The sequence below is a fragment of the Butyrivibrio proteoclasticus P6B7 genome (assembly GCF_000622085.1).
GTDB classification, from domain to species: Bacteria; Bacillota; Clostridia; order Lachnospirales; family Lachnospiraceae; genus Butyrivibrio; species Butyrivibrio proteoclasticus_A.
The window spans coordinates 87166-105003 of sequence record NZ_JHWL01000011.1 but is presented as its reverse complement, the minus strand read 5'-3'; the positions used below and the strand labels follow the sequence as shown (position 1 = coordinate 105003).

Here is a 17838-nt window from a genome sequence, read left to right as displayed (position 1 = left end):
TGAACTGTATAACTGGCTCAGGCCAGTTATACAGATACTGTAACTGATAATTGACGATTAACATAAAGAAAAGAGGTTACTAATGTCTGATTCAACTATGAATAAAGCAATAAATGAAGCTTCAAGTGGCAGATCTTTTCAGCAGCAGACTTACCAGCCAATGACATTTGATTCAATCAAGATTGGCCTTGCATCTCCAGAAAAGATTAGAAGCTGGGCTCATAGAATTGATAATGATCCACATAGTGGTGAGGTTACCAAGCCTGAGACTATCAACTACAGAACTCTTAAGCCTGAGAGAGATGGTCTTTTCTGCGAAAAGATCTTTGGACCTACTAAGGACTGGGAGTGTCACTGTGGTAAGTATAAGAAGATCAGATACAAGGGCGTTGTCTGTGACCGTTGTGGTGTAGAAATCACAAAGTCCAGCGTACGTCGTGAGAGAATGGGGTACATCGAGCTTGCAGCTCCTGTATCACACATTTGGTACTTCAAGGGAATCCCTAGCAGAATGGGACTTATCCTTGACCTTTCACCTCGTGTACTTGAGAAGGTGCTTTATTTCGCATCTTACATCGTACTTGATCCAGGTGAGACAACACTTGAGTATAAGCAGGTTCTTTCTGAGAAGGAATATCAGGATGCTAGAGAAGAGTGGGGCGGTAAGTTCCGCGCTGGTATGGGTGCTGAATCCATCAAAGAGCTTCTCCTTGATATCGACCTTGAGAAGGAATATGAAGAATTAAAGGAAGGTCTTGATACATCAAGCGGACAGAAGAGAGCAAGAATTATCAAGCGCCTTGAGGTAGTAGAAGCATTTAGAGAGTCAGGCAATGATCCATCTTGGATGATCATGGATTGCATCCCTGTAATCCCACCAGATCTTCGTCCTATGGTACAGCTTGATGGTGGACGTTTCGCTACATCAGATCTTAACGATCTTTATAGAAGAATTATCAACAGAAATAACCGACTTAAGAGACTTCTTGATCTCGGTGCTCCTGATATCATCGTTCGTAACGAGAAGAGAATGCTTCAGGAAGCTGTTGATGCACTTATAGATAACGGTAGAAGAGGAAGACCTGTTACAGGACCTGGTAACAGAGCACTTAAGTCTCTTTCAGACATGCTTAAAGGTAAGTCTGGACGTTTCCGTCAGAACCTTCTTGGTAAGCGTGTTGACTATTCAGGACGTTCCGTTATCGTAGTTGGACCAGAACTTAAGATTTATCAGTGTGGTCTTCCTAAGGAAATGGCTATCGAGCTTTTCAAGCCTTTCGTTATGAAAGAACTTGTTTCCAGAGGAATTTCACAGAATATCAAGAATGCTAAGAAGCTTGTTGAGCGTCTCGATGAGCAGGTTTGGGATGTACTTGAGGATGTAATTAAAGAGCATCCTGTAATGCTTAACCGTGCCCCCACACTTCACAGACTTGGTATTCAGGCATTTGAGCCTATTCTTGTAGAAGGTAAGGCTATTAAGCTTCACCCACTTGTATGTACACCATTCAACGCCGACTTCGATGGTGACCAGATGGCTGTACACCTTCCACTTTCTGTAGAGGCACAGGCAGAGTGTAGATTCCTTATGCTCGCTCCTAACAACATCCTTAAGCCTTCAGATGGTGGCCCTGTAAACGTTCCTACACAGGATATGGTACTTGGTATCTACTATCTTACACAGGAAAGACCAGGAGCTCTCGGAGAAGGAAAGTGCTTTAAGAGCGTAGATGAAGCAATCCTTGCTTATGAGAATGAGTACATTACTCTTCAGTCAAGAATTAAGATCAGAGTTACTCTTACAAATGCTGATGGAGAAGAGAAGTCAGGTTTTGTTGAGTCAACACTTGGTAGATTCTTATTTAACGAAATGATTCCTCAGGATCTTGGATTCGTTGATAGAAGCGATCCAGAGAATGAGTTCAAGCTTGAAGTTGACTTCATGGTTGGTAAGAAGCAGCTTAAGCAGATTGTTACAGCTATGATCAATACTCACGGAACTTTCGCAACAGCTGAGGTTCTTGATAAGATCAAGGCTACAGGTTATCACTATTCAACACGTGCAGCTATGACTGTATCAATCGCTGATATGACAGTGCCTAAGCAGAAGCAGCAGATGCTGGATGAAGCACAGGCTACTGTAGATAAGATCGCAGCTAACTATCGTCGTGGTCTTATCACTGATGAAGAGCGTTATCGTGCAGTTGTTGATACTTGGATGGAGACAGATAAAAAGCTTACTGATGAGCTTCTTGCTGGTCTTGATAAGTACAATAACATTTACATGATGGCTGACTCTGGTGCCCGTGGATCTAACCAGCAGATCAAGCAGCTGGCTGGTATGCGTGGACTTATGGCTGATACAACAGGTCGTACAATCGAACTTCCTATCAAGTCTAACTTCCGTGAAGGTCTTGATGTTCTGGAGTACTTCATGTCAGCTCATGGTGCTCGTAAGGGTCTGTCAGATACAGCTCTTCGTACAGCCGATTCCGGATACCTTACACGTCGAATGGTTGACGTATCACAGGAACTCATCATTCGTGATGTAGACTGCTGTGCAGATAAGGAAGTTATCCCAGGAATGACTGTAAAGGCATTCATGGATGGTAAGGAAACAATTGAGCCATTAAAGGATAGAATCACAGGAAGATATTCTTGCGAGACTATTAAAGATAAAGATGGAAACGTAATCGTTAAGAAGAATCACATGATTACTCCATCACGTGCAGCTAAGATTCTTTCAGTTGGCGTTAACTCAAAGGGACAGCCAGTTGAAGCAGTTAAGATTCGTACAATTCTTACTTGCCGTTCACATAACGGAATCTGTGCTAAGTGCTACGGTGCTAACATGGCAACTGGTGAGGCTGTTCAGGTAGGTGAGGCAGTTGGTATTATCGCTGCTCAGTCTATCGGTGAGCCAGGTACACAGCTTACTATGAGAACATTCCATACTGGTGGTGTTGCCGGTGGCGATATTACACAGGGTCTTCCTAGAGTAGAAGAGCTTTTCGAAGCTAGAAAACCTAAGGGACTTGCAATCATCTCTGAGCTTGATGGCCAGGTTGAAATTAGAGATACTAAGAAGAAACGTGAAGTTATTGTTACTAACGATGAGACAGGAGAGTCAAAGGCATATCTTATCCCTTACGGCTCACGTATCAAGGTAACAGACGGAACAACAATCGAAGCAGGTGATGAACTTACTGAAGGTTCTGTTAACCCACACGATCTTCTTAAGATTAAGGGAATTCGTGCTGTACAGGATTATCTCCTTAGAGAAGTACAGAGAGTTTACCGTTTACAGGGTGTTGATATCTGTGATAAGCACATCGAGGTTATCGTTCGTCAGATGCTTAAGAAAGTAAGAATCGACGAGAGCGGTGATACAGAGTTCCTTCCAGGAACACTTGTAGATGTTCTTGATTTCGAGGATAGCAACGAGGCACTTATCTCAGAGGGTAAGAAGCCAGCTGAAGGAAAGCAGGTAATCCTTGGTATTACTAAGGCAGCTCTTGCAACCAACTCATTCCTTTCAGCCGCATCATTCCAGGAGACAACTAAGGTTCTTACTGATGCAGCTATCAAAGGAAAGGTTGATCCACTTATCGGTCTTAAGGAAAACGTTATTATCGGTAAGCTGATTCCTGCTGGTACTGGTATGAAGAGATATAGAAATACAAATCTTAATACCGATGCTAACTTCAAGGATCCTGAAAAGCTTATCCTCAAGAAGAGAAAGAGAGACTTCGAGGAGCCAACATTCATCGATGATGTTGACTATGATGAAGAAGAAATCGCAATTTCAGAGGATGAAGAGTAATAAGTCTCTAAATTAACCGTGAGGACGTGTTTTATCGACTTTAGGTTATAAAAAATTTAGTTGACAACATATTTAATAGTATTTATAATTCATAATTGCGTGTATAGACAAAGGGGTGAAATTCTGCCCCTTTGTTGTATGCATAAATTTGGATAGTTGTTTTTACGCTATTCAGGCTAGGTGAGTGCGAATAAACGTGCTCAGTTTTATCAAAATAGGAGGTAAAAGGAATGCCAACATTTAACCAGTTAGTTAGAAAGGGTCGTCAGACATCTGTTAAGAAGTCTACAGCACCTGCACTTCAGAAGGGTTTCAACTCTCTTCACAAGAAGGCTACTGCTACTGCTTCTCCACAGAAACGTGGTGTCTGCACAGCTGTTAAGACAGCAACACCTAAGAAGCCTAACTCTGCTCTGAGAAAAATCGCCAGAGTACGTCTTTCTAACGGTATTGAGGTAACAAGCTACATTCCAGGAGAAGGTCACAACCTTCAGGAGCATAGCGTTGTTCTCATCCGTGGTGGAAGAGTTAAGGATTTACCTGGTACAAGATACCACATCATCAGAGGTACTCTTGATACAGCAGGTGTAGCCGACAGAAAACAGGCTCGCTCTAAGTATGGCGCTAAGAGACCAAAGGCGTCTAAGTAATTAACTTGAGAATCTAAAAGATTCTTACAACTGATCTAATTTTATAGTGTTGGTATTCTGTTCTATATAGAATTATTTATTTTCGCATTAAGCTTTGATAAATGATAACTAAGAAATAGAAAAACCGCACGAACACTAAATTAGTGAGTACCGATGATTATAGTAAGCAGTGACCTTATATATGATCATTGCAATTCTAAAGGAGGGAAGAACCGTGCCGCGTAAAGGACATATTGTAAAACGTGACGTATTAGCGGATCCTTTATACGATAACAAGGTTGTAACTAAGCTTGTAAACCAGGTAATGCTCGATGGTAAGAAGGGCGTTGCTCAGAAGATCGTATATGGTGCATTCGCACAGGTAGAAGAGAAGGCTGGAAAGCCAGCTCTTGAAGTATTTGAAGGAGCTATGAACAACATCATGCCTGCTCTTGAGGTAAAGGCAAGACGTATCGGTGGTGCTACATACCAGGTTCCTATCGAGGTTAGACCAGACAGACGTCAGGCTCTTGCACTTCGTTGGCTTGTAACTTTCTCACGTGCTAGAGGCGAGAAGACTATGGTAGATAGACTTGCTTCAGAGATTATGGATGCATACAACAATACTGGTGCAGCTGTAAAGAGAAAAGAAGACATGCACAAGATGGCAGAGGCAAACAAGGCATTCTCACACTACAGATTCTAATCTGGTGCGAGTAGACTTGGGTTTAAATTTATTTAGGAGGAAGAACCTTTGGCTGATAGACAATACCCATTGGAGAGAACCAGAAACATTGGTATCATGGCACATATTGATGCTGGTAAGACTACACTTACAGAGCGTATTCTTTACTATACCGGTGTAAACTATAAGATTGGTGAGACTTACGAAGGTACTGCTACCATGGACTGGATGGAACAGGAGCAGGAAAGAGGTATCACAATCACATCTGCAGCTACAACATGCCACTGGACACTTCAGCAGAACGGTAAGACTAAGCCAGGCGCTTTAGAGCACCGTATCAATATCATTGATACACCTGGTCACGTTGACTTCACCGTTGAGGTTGAGCGTTCACTTCGTGTACTTGATGGCGCTGTCGGCGTTTTCAGTGCTAAGGAAGGTGTTGAACCACAGTCTGAGAACGTATGGCGTCAGGCTGACGGATTTAACGTTCCACGTATGGCATTCATCAACAAGATGGATATCATTGGAGCGAACTATTTCGGAGCTGTTGAGCAGATCCGCAATAGACTTAAGAAAAATGCTATTATGATTGAAATCCCTATCGGAGCTGAGGATCAGTTCCAGGGTATTATCGATCTTTTCGAGATGCAGGCTTATATCTACAACGATGATAAGGGTGAGGATGTTACTATTGGTGAGATCCCTGCTGAGCTTAAGGATGATGCTGAGCTTTATCACTCAGAACTCGTTGAGAAGATCTGTGATCTTGATGAGGATCTTATGATGCAGTACCTTGAAGGTGAAGAGCCATCTGTTGATGCTCTTAAGGCTGCTCTTCGTAAGGCTACATGTGAGTGTAAGGCATTCCCTGTTTGCTGTGGTTCTGCCCACAGGAACAGAGGTATCCAGAAGCTTATCGATGCAGTTATCGAATTCATGCCTTCACCACTTGATATCCCTGCTTGTAAGGGAACAGATATGGACGGCAATGAGATTGAGGTTGAGTCAACAGATGATGGCCCATTCGCAGCTCTTGCATTCAAGATTGTCAGCGATCCATTCGTAGGAAAGCTTGCATTCTTCCGTGTATATCGTGGTACAGCAAATTCAGGTTCTTATGTACTTAACAGTACAAAGGACAACAAGGAACGTCTTGGACGTATCCTTCAGATGCACGCTAACAAGCGTTCAGATCTTGAAAAAGTATATTCAGGAGATATCGCAGCAGCTGTTGGTCTTAAGAACACAGTTACTGGTGATACACTCTGTGACGAGAAGAACCCAGTTATTCTCGAATCTATGGAGTTCCCTGATCCTGTTATCGAGCTTGCTATCGAGCCTAAGACTAAGGCTGGTCAGCAGAAGCTTGATGAGGCTCTTATGAAGCTTGCTGAAGAAGATCCTACATTCAGAGCTCATACAAACCCTGAGACAGGTCAGACAATCATCGCTGGTATGGGTGAGCTTCACCTTGATATCATCGTTGATAGACTTCTTAGAGAGTATAAGGTTGAGGCTAACGTAGGTGCTCCTCAGGTTGCTTATAGAGAAGCTCTTACAAAGGCTGTAGACATCGAGTCTAAGTATGCTAAGCAGTCAGGTGGACGTGGTCAGTACGGACACTGTAAGGTTCGTTTCGAGCCTATGGATGCTAACGGCGACAACCTTTACCAGTTCGATAGCGAAGTTGTTGGTGGTGCTATTCCTAAGGAATTCATCCAGCCAATCAGCGAAGGTATCGAAGAGGCTATGAAGGCTGGTACTCTTGGCGGATATCCAGTAGTTGGTGTACATGCTACAGTTTATGATGGATCTTACCACGAAGTAGACTCATCAGAAATGGCATTCCACATCGCTGGATCTATGGCATTCAAGGATGCTATGCAGAAGGGTGCTCCTGTTCTTCTTGAGCCTATCATGAAGGTTGAGGTTACTATGCCTGAAGAGTACATGGGAGATGTTATCGGTGACGTTAACTCTCGTCGTGGACAGGTTGAAGGTATGGATGATCTCGGCGGCGGAAAGATCGTTAGAGCACATGTGCCTCTTGCTGAGATGTTCGGCTATGCTACAGACCTTCGTTCTAGAACACAGGGCCGTGGTAACTACTCAATGTTCTTTGAGAAGTATGCTCCAGTTCCTAAGAATGTTCAGGAAAAAGTCCTTTCAAACAAGGGCAACTAATAAAAAAGTAAATGTAAGCAGACTAAATCAAGTTTAATGCTTGATTTAGCTGCAAACATTTAATATAATCGATATAGTCGGTTAAATTATGTATGAAAATGTTGAATAACATTTCACTTAAGGAGGATATTTAGAAATGGCAAAAGCTAAGTTTGACAGAACCAAACCACACGTTAACATTGGTACAATTGGACACGTTGACCATGGTAAGACAACTCTTACAGCTGCTATCACAGCAGTACTTGCTGATAGAGGATTCAGCCCTGCAGTAGCATTCGATCAGATCGATAAGGCTCCTGAAGAGAAGGAAAGAGGAATCACAATCAACTCTGCTCACATCGAGTACGAGACAGCAAACAGACACTATGCTCACGTTGACTGCCCAGGTCACGCTGACTACGTTAAGAACATGATCACAGGTGCAGCTCAGATGGATGGATCAATCCTCGTTGTTGCTGCTACTGATGGTGTTATGGCTCAGACTAAGGAGCACGTTCTTCTTGCTCGTCAGGTTGGTGTTCCTTACATCATCGTATTCATGAACAAGTGCGATATGGTTGACGATCCAGAGCTTCTTGACCTCGTTGAGATGGAGATCAGAGACCTTCTTACAGAGTATGAGTTCCCAGGAGATGACACACCAATTATCCGTGGTTCAGCTCTTAAGGCTCTTGAGGATCCTAAGTCTGAGTGGGGTGACAAGATCATCGAGCTCATGGACACAGTTGATTCTTACATTCCTGAACCTACTCGTGAGACAGATAAGCCTTTCCTTATGCCTGTTGAGGACGTATTCACAATCACAGGTCGTGGAACAGTTGCTACAGGTAGAGTAGAGAGAGGACACCTTGACCTCAACGACGAAATCGAAATCGTTGGTATCAAGGAAGAGACATCTAAGTCTGTTGTAACAGGTATCGAGATGTTCAGAAAGTCTATGGACTACTGTGAAGCTGGTGACAACGTTGGTCTTCTTCTTCGTGGTGTTGACCGTGAGGGTATCCAGAGAGGACAGGTTATCACAAAGCCTGGTACAGTAAACTGCCATACAAAGTTCACTGCTGAGGTTTACGTTCTTACTAAGGACGAGGGTGGCCGTCATACTCCATTCTTCACAAACTACAGACCTCAGTTCTACTTCAGAACAACTGACGTAACAGGTGTCTGCAACCTTCCAGATGGTGTTGAGATGTGCATGCCTGGTGACCACGTAACAATGTCTATCGAGCTTATTCACCCAATCGCTATGGAGCAGGGTCTTAAGTTCGCTATCCGTGAGGGTGGACGTACAGTTGGATCAGGTAAGGTTGCTACAATCGTTGAGTAATCTGCACGCTAGCTTTGAGCTAAGCGCATAAAAGCCAATAGAAACAGCCCATCGTGCTTGCACGATATGGGCTGTTTTTTATTGACTTTTTAGGCATTCAGCGAATGCCGTGACCGAGATGAAGCGTAGCGGAATCGAGGCTGCGCTTAGCAACTTATAGTGAATTTCAAAGAGCTTCAAGCCTTGTGCTTGGAGCTCTTTTTTGCTATAAACAAATATCTTAGTTTTGCCGATATACAATAAGGAAAACTGTAACTATATCACTTCGTATGACTCTATAGGGATGTAGAGTGGAGGTGGATTATGAGAATAAACAAGAACATGGAAGTTCAGAATAATAGTATCTATAATATCAAGAATTCCAATAATATCACTATTTCCCTAGCTGATCATAATTCAAACTCTATACTTGCCAACAGACAAGCCTACGCGAAAAGCCAGGCTCTTAAAGTTGTGTCTGATGCCTTCAAGGGAGAGAAGAAGCTTGATAAGCAGATGCAGTCAATTAAGGATGAAATTCATGAATTACAGGATAAGATAAATGAATTACAGGCTGATACCAGAGCAAACAATGAAGCTATTGCAAAGCTTAAAGAAGAGTATGGGGTAATCGAAGAAAACAACGATGATAGTCAAAAAGTCCTAAGTGAAGGAACTAAAGAGTCATCTGAGCAGAAGCTATCTGATGAAGAACTGGCTAGAAGATCCGAATTCATGCATAAGGCTTATTATTACTATTACACCAACGCTCAGAACGCTGAGGAGATAGAGGATGCCAAGCGCAGGCAGGAAGCAAACGTTCTTGGTTTTGCTCAGATTAAGAATGAACGTGAGAAGTCTCAGGATATGTTAAATGCCCAGGATGCTGCAGAAGAGATTATGGAGGCATCTGCCGGAGAGACGATAGCTCTTTTAACACAGGAGACCGTAGAGAAGGTAGATGAGGACCAGAAGGAACGGGAAGAGAAGGCTAAAGAGGCAGAAGAAAAGAAGAAAGAGGAAAAGAAGGACGAGGCCAAGAGGCTTGAGAAGGAAGCAATCCGGCAGGAGCTGATAGAGAGTATTAGAGAGCAGGCATCTGAGAGCCACCAGACCAGCGCAGATGTGAAAAGAGCTATAGCCAGAAGAGAGAGGGCTGATGCGGAGTCCATGGATACAGATGCAGTAAAGAAGACTATCATCTCAGACAGACCAACACTGGAGGAGACTCAGGATGCCGTGAATTTGGAGATTACCAATATACTGAACAGGCTTAGTCTTTTATCCAATGATGTCAAGGGCAGCGTGATCGATGACCAACTGTGATTATAGGATAAACAAATGCATGAACAATAATCTAGAGTAGATATATCATAAATCAGATAATCATACTGATAGCTTGAAAATAAAAGAGCTCCCAGCTACTTACATGCACCGTACACAGAAAATGCATTTGTAGCCAGGAGCTCTTTTACTATGTAAAAAGGGTTGGTGTTTATCTAAATCAGTCGAGGTCAGAAGCGATGTCGATGTTCTCGCCTGTGATGCCTACCCATGCGCCGTCTTTAGCTTCTGAAGCCTCTGCGTGAGCAAGGAGCCACTTGTTAGTTGCTGTGAGCATCTTGTCTTCCTGGTTAGCTGGTGTGAAGCTTGGCATTCCAACGTTTGTGCCCTTTGGAAGTCCAACAAGAACCTGGAATCCAGAATCCTTGTGAGCCTGACATGGAGCGTAGTGAAGAGCTGTAGCGTAAACCTCTACCATAACTCCCTTAGGAACAAGGAAAGCCTTAACTTTGCTGGAATCGATCTTGTAGTCTACGATTTCTTCTCTCTTAGCAAGAAGAAGGATGAAGTCTGTAGCGCCGAGGTTGATCTCGCTTGAACGATGGTACTCAAGGCAGTTAAGCTTAGTGTTGTGACCATTGCACCAGCCAAACTGCATTGGTGAGCCGCCAAAGAGGCTGTTTGTGATTGCTGCTGAAGCTGCAAGGTTCTGAAGAGCCTTATCCTCAGCAACGTAGTCAGTAGCCTCAGGAACTGGAGTCTTGTCTCTTAAAGCTTCCTCAATCTCCTTGATCTCTTTTTCATAACCTTCGATGATCCTGCCATAGTTGGTAAATTCTGGATCTGTGACATTATATATTTTCATACTTTTCTCCTTCCAAGCCCGTTCGGGCCATGATGTTCTACATAATAGAAAATGAGTCTACTATCCCCATTAACTCATATCTTATTCTACAAAATAGTAATAGCAAAATCTTATCACTTGATACCTAAAATAGCTCATTTTTTGCGGTTTAATTTTGCAAAAAGTATAGTATAATACCAAAAGACTAGTTTTTAAGGGAGGCTGTTATGATTTTTACAAATGAAAATGGAACACTGATAGCAAAGAGACAGGGTGAAACTCTAAGAATCGAGCCATGGGGCAAGAACGCGCTCAGAGTTCGCTCAACAATGTATCCAGCGCTTAGTGGCAATGATTGGGCACTTACTGAGGATGTTAATAAGGGAAACGCCACAGTTAACATCACATCAAGGGAGGACGGCCCTTTTGCAGAGATCACTAATGGCCGAGTTAAGGCTACTGTGAACTTTGCAGGCGTCATGTCTTTTTACAGAGATGACGAGCTGATCCTTAGAGAGTACTTCAGGAATTACGGAGGAACTGAGTCTAAGGAATCCAGATGCCTTAAGTATGTGAACAGAGATTATAGTCCAATTAGCGGCGGAGATTATGAGATTACTCTTAAATTCGAGAGTAATGATAAAGAGAAGATCTTTGGTATGGGACAGTACCAGCACCCATATACTGATCTGAAAGGATGTATCCTTGACCTTGAGCAGAGGAACTCTCAGGTTACAGTTCCTTTCCAGGTTTCAAGCCTTGGATATGGATTCTTGTGGAACAATCCTGCTGTTGGTAGAGTCAGCTTTGGTATGAACTATACTGAGTGGATCTCAAGATGCAGCAAGGAGCTTGATTACTGGATCACAGTTGCAGATACACCTAAGGAGATCGTTGAGAACTATACTGAGGTTACAGGTCGTGCGCCTGCTATGCCTGAGGAACTTATGGGTCTTTGGCAGTGCAAGCTTCGCTACAGAACTCAGGAAGAGGTTCTTAAGGTTGCAAGAGACTACAAGTCCAGAAATATTCCTATCGATTGCATGGTTATCGACTTCTTCCACTGGACATACCAGGGAGACTGGAAGTTCGATAAGACATACTGGCCAGATCCTAAGGCCATGATCGACGAGCTCCACAGCATGGGAATTAAGGTGGTTGTATCAGTATGGCCTTCAGTTGATAAGAGAAGTGAGAACTTCTATGACATGCTGGAGAGAGGCCTTCTTATCAAGACTGAGAGAGGCGGCCTTCAGACCTATGATTATCAGGGCGATTGCACAGAGATCGACGTGACCAACCCAGAGACAAGGCAGTATGTATGGGATATTTGTAAAAAGAACTATTACGACCTTGGAATTGATATGTTCTGGCTTGATAATTCAGAGCCTGATTACGTTAAGTATGATTTTGACTACTACAGATATTACCTTGGGCCAGCTCTTTCCTGCAGTAATATCTACCCACAGTTCTACAGCAGAGTCTTCTACGATAATATGAAGACAGACGACCAGCCTGTAGTTAACCTGTTAAGAAGCGCCTGGGCAGGAAGCCAGAAGTATGGCAACGTTGTGTGGTCTGGTGATGTGCCAAGTACCTTTGAGGCATTCAGGGATCAGCTGGCAGCAGGCCTTAACATGGGTCTTGCAGGTATTCCATGGTGGACCACTGATATCGGCGGCTTCATGACTGATGACGTCAACGATCCTGACTTTAGACAGCTCCTTATCAGATGGTACGAGTTTGCTGTGTTCTCACCAGTTCTTAGAATGCACGGCGATCGTGGCCCTTACGATATCCCAGCCCTTGATGACAGAGACTTTGGCGGCGGATATCTCCACACAGGCCAGGACAACGAGCTTTGGAGCTATGGCGAAGACAACTACAAGATCATGAAGGATCAGCTTGATATCAGATTTGAGCTCAAGCCTTACATCAAGTCACTTTATGAGGAAACATCCAAGAACGGTTCTCCTCTTATGCGTACTCTTTTCTACGAGTTCCCTCAGGACTCCAAGTGCTGGGAGATCTACGATGAGTACATGTTCGGAGATAAGTATCTTGTGGCACCTATTTTTGAACTCAATTGTTTTGAAAGGGAGGTTTATCTTCCAGAGGGCAAGTGGGAAGACATCAGGGATAAAAAGATCTATGAAGGTGGCCAGACAGTAACTGCCAAGGCCCCAATTGAGAGTATTCCAGTATTTAAGAAGTTAGATTAAAACGGAGGTAAGTATTTTGAAGTTAGCAGTAACACATGAAAATGGACAGGTATTCCAGCATTTTGGACATACTGAGGAGTTTAAGATTTATGAGATCGAGGATGGTAAGGTTGTATCATCAGAGATCATGAGTACAGAAGGCAGCGGTCACGAGGCTCTTGCAGGTCTTCTTGATGATAAGGGCATTTCTGTTCTTATCTGCGGAGGACTTGGCGGTGGAGCTAATGCTGCCCTTACAGAGGCTGGAATCGAAGTATTTTCAGGCGCTACAGGAAGCGCTGATGAGGCTGTAGAAGCATACCTTAAGGGTGAGCTTGAGAATTCAGGAGTTAACTGTGATCACCACGGAGAGGATCACAACTGTGGAGATCATGAAGAAGGCGGCTGCGGACATTGTGCCGATGCAGAAGCTGAGACCGATGAAGCTGAAGAAGGTTGCGGCGGCTGTGGTGGCTGCGGTGATGACGAAGAAGGTGGCTGCGGCGGTGGCTGTGGCGGCTGCGGCGGCTGTGGCGGACGTTCTCTTGAGCCAATCATGGAAGGTAAGAACGTAAGCAAGAAGTGCCGTGTACACTACAAGGGTACTCTTGATGATGGATCACAGTTTGATTCATCCTACGACAGAGGCGAGCCTCTTGAGTTTATCTGTGGCGTTGGCATGATGATCTATGGCTTTGACAAGGCTGTTGCAGATATGAACGTTGGTGAGAAACGTAGCATTCACCTTGAGCCAAACGAAGCTTATGGCGAGGCTGATCCAGAGAGAATCATCAACATCAAGATCGCTGATCTTCCTGGTTCTGAGTCAGTGTCTGTAGGTCAGAAGGTATACCTTCAGGATATGTACGGTCGTCCTATTCCAGTAAGAGTTATGGAAAAGACTGAGACAGACATTACCTTCGACGCTAACCATGAAATGGCTGGCAAAGCTCTTAACTTCGATATCGAGCTTGTTGAGATCGTAGAGGAATAATGTCTTTTTAAAAGAACTATACAACTGAATATTAATTACAAAATGCAAACCGCGACAAAAAAAGTTTATTTCACGACATATTGATAATTTATGTTCTTTTACCATGATATATTTAACATGGAAACACGGTACGAGATTTTGAGGGGGTAAAATGAAAAATCTTGCATACGATGAAAACGGATTATTGATTGTCAATGAGAGCCACTGCTGCGAACATTTTGAACCTGATAACGGGGCCCTTGTTCCAATGAGAGAATGCTGGTGTTGCAAATGGTCCAACTTCAGAAAAGCCGGTGAAACGGATAATCTTGGAGGCTACAGTATTTGCAACTACGTAGGAAACAAAAAGGAAGAAGCAGTTCTAAAATAAGGGTGGTTTTATGGCAGAGGGGAAAATCAAACTTCAAGTGCAAATGTTTGGCGGATTTGCAATATCTTTTGAAGGCAGGAACATATCGGTTGGCAAGAATAAGACAGCCAAGTATGTTCAGCTTCTTGAGATAGTTTGGTTGTGCGGCGAATACGGAATTCAGAAGGATAATCTTATAAATATCCTTTACGATAGAGAAGAGCAGTCCAACATCAGTAACAGCTTTAATAATCTTATCTATCAGATGCACAAGCAGCTTAAAAAGTCAGGACTTCCTGACTACGAATACATAGTGAACAGAGACGGTATCTTTTACACCGATGAGAACGTAGATATCGAATCAGATGCTGTATCTTTTATAAGCAATGTTGAGAAAGCAAGAGATTGCAATGATTTTGAGGAAGCAGTTACTTATTATAAGGCTGCCTTCGAGATTTATAAGTCAGAGCTTCTCCCAGAGCTTTCAACTCAGGAATGGGTTATTATTAGAAGCGTTCAGCTTCAGAAGATGTATTCAGAATGTGTAGATGCGCTGGGTAAATTCTATTATGAGAAAAAAGACTTTGCTCAGATGCATAAGGTATATAGAAAGGCAGCAGCTCTTTATCCTGATGATGAGTGGCAGATTGGCGAGATCAACGCACTTATCTGCATGGATATGTACAAGGATGCATACGCCAAGTACGATGAGACCTTAAGGTACTACACAGATGAGCTTGGAGTAACACCAAGTCCTGAGCTTCTTGAATGTTATGACAAGATGAGCAGACAGGTTTCAGATACACCAGGTAAGATCCTTCAAATCAGAGATGACATCATTGAAAGAAGGGGAGCAATCGAGAAGGAATTGGGAAGAGCTTATGACTGCTCATATCCAAGCTTTATCGATGCTTATCATATTCTTAGCAGGAATATGGAGAGAACAGGCCAGTCTGTTTATATGATGCTACTTACTCTCGTGGATTATGAGGGAAAAAGAATAGCTAATCCTGTTAAGCTCGAGAATAAGAGCAGATTTCTTCAGGAAGCTATTTCCAATACATTGAGACAGGGAGATACCTATTGTAAGTATTCTTCATCTCAGTATTTATTACTTCTTGTGGGAACAAGTAAGGAAAGCTGTAAAGTAGTTTACAGAAGAGTTCTGAATAAGCTCAAATTCCTGGCTGGTCCAAGAACAGAACTCGAATATAGTGTGGTTTCACTCGCGGACTTACCAGAAAGGTTAGCCGAGGCGAAATAGAATAAGGGGTTGGTTTTATATTATGAGGGGTTTCGGGTAGTAACGATTGTTACTACCCGAAATTGTTTTGTGAATTATTCAATTGTATCTGCATCTTCGCCGGCATCAATCTTTTCTCGGATTTGCTGCATTCGAAGATCTAACTGATTGATCAGGTCTGCGCTGAACTTAAGATCGTCAGAGATCACATCCTGATTTTCAATGTTCTTTTTATATTTCATCTTGTGCTCAAGACTTGCCCAGAAATCCATGGCGATGGTTCTGAACTGAACCTCTACCTTCATATATTCTTTTTCCTGAGTAAGGAAAATTGGAACCTGAATGATCAAGTGAAGGCTTCTATATCCACTCTTCTTGGGCTCTTTAATATAATCCTTCTTCTGAAGAACTGTAATATCGTCCTGGTTGGCCAGACAATCGGCCAGCATATAAATATCATCCACAAAAGAACATACAACTCGAATTCCAGCGATGTCGGAAATGTGGTCATTGATGTTCTCAATAGTAAAGTCAACGTTCTTATCCTTCAGCTTATTGTAGATGCTGACAGGAGTCTTGATTCTCATCTTGATTGATTCAAAAGGATTACGGTTGTTTCGAAGGGACAGTTCTTTATTTAATACATCAAGCTTGGTTCTTACCTCAGACAAAGCACAATCATACTTCATCATAAGGATCCTGAACTCTTTGGCCTTGTCCATCAGCTTTAATACGTTTTCTACTTCGCCTGCTGTGGTGTCAAAAACATTTTCTTCCACATCTTCTATTAAATCGGAAAAATCCATATCTGAATAATCTACCTTATTTGATGCCATAGATCTTTCTCCCTTTCTTCTAGTCTCATAGTTAGTATATCAGCATGTCTTAAAGGTTATGTGAACTAAATATTAAGATTCTAAGAAAAAAGATGGGTTAAATAGCAACCCATCTTCCGCTTGCTCCACATGGAAGCACAAGATCATTTGATTTAACGGGTAATCCGATTTCCTCTGCCTCAATTCGGCCCTTGTGGATAGGATCCAGAACCGTATGAAGCATATAAGACAATACAGCGGGCTGTAAACCGGTTGTATAGGAGTTGATCAGGAAGAACAGTGGATTATCTGAAAGAAGCTGAGATGTAAGCTGTATAAATGGGAATACAGAGTCTTCAATCTTCCATATCTCGCCCTTAGGACCTCTTCCATATGAAGGAGGATCCATGATGATGGCATCGTATTTGTGTCCACGTCTGATTTCTCTTTCTACGAATTTGACGCAGTCATCAACCAGATATCTGATAGGTGCATCAGCAAGTCCGGAGGAAGCCGCATTCTCTTTTGCCCAGGTAACCATACCCTTGGAGGCATCAACGTGTGCTACACTGGCACCGGCCTTAGCGGCTGAAACTGTTGCTCCGCCTGTGTATGCAAACAGGTTAAGAACGCTTATTGGACGGTTTGCATCCTTAATTAATTTAGAGAACCAGTCCCAGTTAGTTGCCTGTTCAGGAAAAAGACCTGTATGCTTAAAGCTAAAGGGCTTGAGGTTGAAGGTAAGATCCTTGTAATTTATGGACCATTCCTCTGGGAGGTTCTTGAACTCCCACTCACCGCCGCCTTTATTGCTTCTATGATAATGGCCGTTGAACTTCTTCCAGCCATAGTGCTTCTTATCTGTGTTCCAAATAACCTGAGGGTCTGGACGAACGAGAAGATAATCTCCCCAGCGCTCAAGCTTCTCTCCGCTGGAAGTATCAATTACTTCGTAGTCTTTCCATCCATCTGCAATCCACATAAATGTATTCCTTCCTATAATAAAGAGTTAATAATTGTTTATATTCATATAATAGATATTTGAATTCTGATGTGATAGTATCAGTGGGTCTGCTATTAAATCACCATTTCTATTATAAAAGATATAGTGAATTATAGCCAAGGAGATATTCTACTACTAAATACGTTTTTTAGTCATGTCAAAAGACAAATAGATTAAAATAGATCAAGAAAAACAGTCGTAAAAGGTGCATTTTAGGAAAAAAGTGATTAATTTTCAAAAAGAGCTTGCATAACAAATAAAAATGCTTTATACTAACAAACGCTGTGACATGATAGCTATGAAGCGTGAGGTTGCTGCTTTATCCAGTTAAGCAGGTTTTCCGTGGAGCGAATGTCTAGAGGCCTTTAAGGCCGACTAAACTGACGACAAGTCACTGTACAGTAAATTGAAGTCTGCCGACTAACCCAAGGCAGAAACGACGTGTAGGATATCCATGGGCTTTACTTTGAGTTGA

13 protein-coding genes are annotated in these 17838 nt (G+C 42.7%); 10 read left to right on the top strand and 3 right to left on the bottom strand.

Annotated features, from left to right (window positions below; translation table 11 throughout):
* Positions 1–82: 82 nt before the first annotated feature.
* From rpoC to T541_RS0109670, 6 genes are all read left to right on the top strand, one after another.
* Positions 83–3823, top strand: coding sequence for a DNA-directed RNA polymerase subunit beta' (rpoC, locus tag T541_RS0109695; protein WP_155839493.1), 3741 nt, complete (start codon positions 83–85; stop codon positions 3821–3823).
* A gap of 230 nt (positions 3824–4053) precedes the next feature.
* The gene (rpsL, locus tag T541_RS0109690; RefSeq protein WP_013281753.1) at positions 4054–4473 is read left to right on the top strand and encodes a 30S ribosomal protein S12; all 420 of its coding nucleotides are present in this window, start codon (positions 4054–4056) and stop codon (positions 4471–4473) included.
* Positions 4474–4687: 214 nt separating this feature from the next.
* Positions 4688–5158 carry a 30S ribosomal protein S7 gene (rpsG, locus tag T541_RS0109685; protein WP_034466664.1) on the top strand — a complete coding sequence of 157 codons (471 nt, stop codon included), beginning with the start codon at positions 4688–4690 and terminating at the stop codon, positions 5156–5158.
* Between the two features lie 48 nt (positions 5159–5206).
* Entirely contained in the window at positions 5207–7324 is a 2118-nt protein-coding gene (gene fusA / locus T541_RS0109680) for an elongation factor G (protein WP_026652543.1), read from the top strand.
* Between the two features lie 136 nt (positions 7325–7460).
* Entirely contained in the window at positions 7461–8651 is a 1191-nt protein-coding gene (gene tuf, locus T541_RS0109675; RefSeq protein ID WP_026652542.1) for an elongation factor Tu, read from the top strand.
* Between the two features lie 303 nt (positions 8652–8954).
* The gene (locus T541_RS0109670) at positions 8955–9956 is read left to right on the top strand and encodes a hypothetical protein (protein WP_026652541.1); all 1002 of its coding nucleotides are present in this window, start codon (positions 8955–8957) and stop codon (positions 9954–9956) included.
* A 178-nt stretch (positions 9957–10134) separates the two neighbouring features.
* Here the strand turns inward: T541_RS0109670 and T541_RS0109665 are convergent, their stop codons facing one another.
* On the bottom strand, positions 10135–10779 hold the full coding sequence (locus T541_RS0109665) for a DUF4867 family protein (RefSeq protein ID WP_026652540.1): 645 nt from the start codon (positions 10777–10779) through the stop codon (positions 10135–10137).
* A 206-nt stretch (positions 10780–10985) separates the two neighbouring features.
* Here T541_RS0109665 and T541_RS0109660 point away from each other — a divergent pair, with 206 nt between their 5' ends.
* The 4 genes from T541_RS0109660 (at position 10986) to T541_RS0109645 (ending at position 15566) form a co-directional block, all read left to right on the top strand.
* Complete coding sequence (locus T541_RS0109660) at positions 10986–12980, top strand: TIM-barrel domain-containing protein (RefSeq protein ID WP_026652539.1); 1995 nt, start codon at positions 10986–10988, stop codon at positions 12978–12980.
* Between the two features lie 16 nt (positions 12981–12996).
* Positions 12997–13953, top strand: coding sequence for a NifB/NifX family molybdenum-iron cluster-binding protein (locus T541_RS0109655; protein ID WP_026652538.1), 957 nt, complete (start codon positions 12997–12999; stop codon positions 13951–13953).
* Between the two features lie 151 nt (positions 13954–14104).
* Entirely contained in the window at positions 14105–14323 is a 219-nt protein-coding gene (locus T541_RS0109650; protein WP_026652536.1) for a hypothetical protein, read from the top strand.
* A gap of 10 nt (positions 14324–14333) precedes the next feature.
* The gene (locus tag T541_RS0109645) at positions 14334–15566 is read left to right on the top strand and encodes a bacterial transcriptional activator domain-containing protein (protein ID WP_026652535.1); all 1233 of its coding nucleotides are present in this window, start codon (positions 14334–14336) and stop codon (positions 15564–15566) included.
* A gap of 74 nt (positions 15567–15640) precedes the next feature.
* On the opposite strand, the gene T541_RS0109640 is transcribed toward T541_RS0109645, so the two are convergent.
* Complete coding sequence (locus T541_RS0109640; RefSeq protein WP_242840770.1) at positions 15641–16381, bottom strand: GTP pyrophosphokinase; 741 nt, start codon at positions 16379–16381, stop codon at positions 15641–15643.
* Positions 16382–16478: 97 nt separating this feature from the next.
* Positions 16479–17342 (bottom strand): class I SAM-dependent methyltransferase, encoded by an 864-nt coding sequence (locus tag T541_RS0109635; RefSeq protein ID WP_026652533.1) that lies wholly within the window; start codon positions 17340–17342, stop codon positions 16479–16481.
* Positions 17343–17838 lie beyond the last annotated feature (496 nt).

Coding starts and splice junctions, on each gene's coding strand:
- rpoC (WP_155839493.1), top strand. CDS start 83: ATGTCTGATTCAACTATGAATAAAGCAATAAATGAAGCTTCAAGTGGC.
- rpsL (WP_013281753.1), top strand. CDS start 4,054: ATGCCAACATTTAACCAGTTAGTTAGAAAGGGTCGTCAGACATCTGTT.
- tuf (WP_026652542.1), top strand. CDS start 7,461: ATGGCAAAAGCTAAGTTTGACAGAACCAAACCACACGTTAACATTGGT.
- T541_RS0109670 (WP_026652541.1), top strand. CDS start 8,955: ATGAGAATAAACAAGAACATGGAAGTTCAGAATAATAGTATCTATAAT.
- T541_RS0109665 (WP_026652540.1), bottom strand. CDS start 10,779: ATGAAAATATATAATGTCACAGATCCAGAATTTACCAACTATGGCAGG.
- T541_RS0109660 (WP_026652539.1), top strand. CDS start 10,986: ATGATTTTTACAAATGAAAATGGAACACTGATAGCAAAGAGACAGGGT.
- T541_RS0109650 (WP_026652536.1), top strand. CDS start 14,105: ATGAAAAATCTTGCATACGATGAAAACGGATTATTGATTGTCAATGAG.
- T541_RS0109645 (WP_026652535.1), top strand. CDS start 14,334: ATGGCAGAGGGGAAAATCAAACTTCAAGTGCAAATGTTTGGCGGATTT.
- T541_RS0109640 (WP_242840770.1), bottom strand. CDS start 16,381: ATGGCATCAAATAAGGTAGATTATTCAGATATGGATTTTTCCGATTTA.
- T541_RS0109635 (WP_026652533.1), bottom strand. CDS start 17,342: ATGTGGATTGCAGATGGATGGAAAGACTACGAAGTAATTGATACTTCC.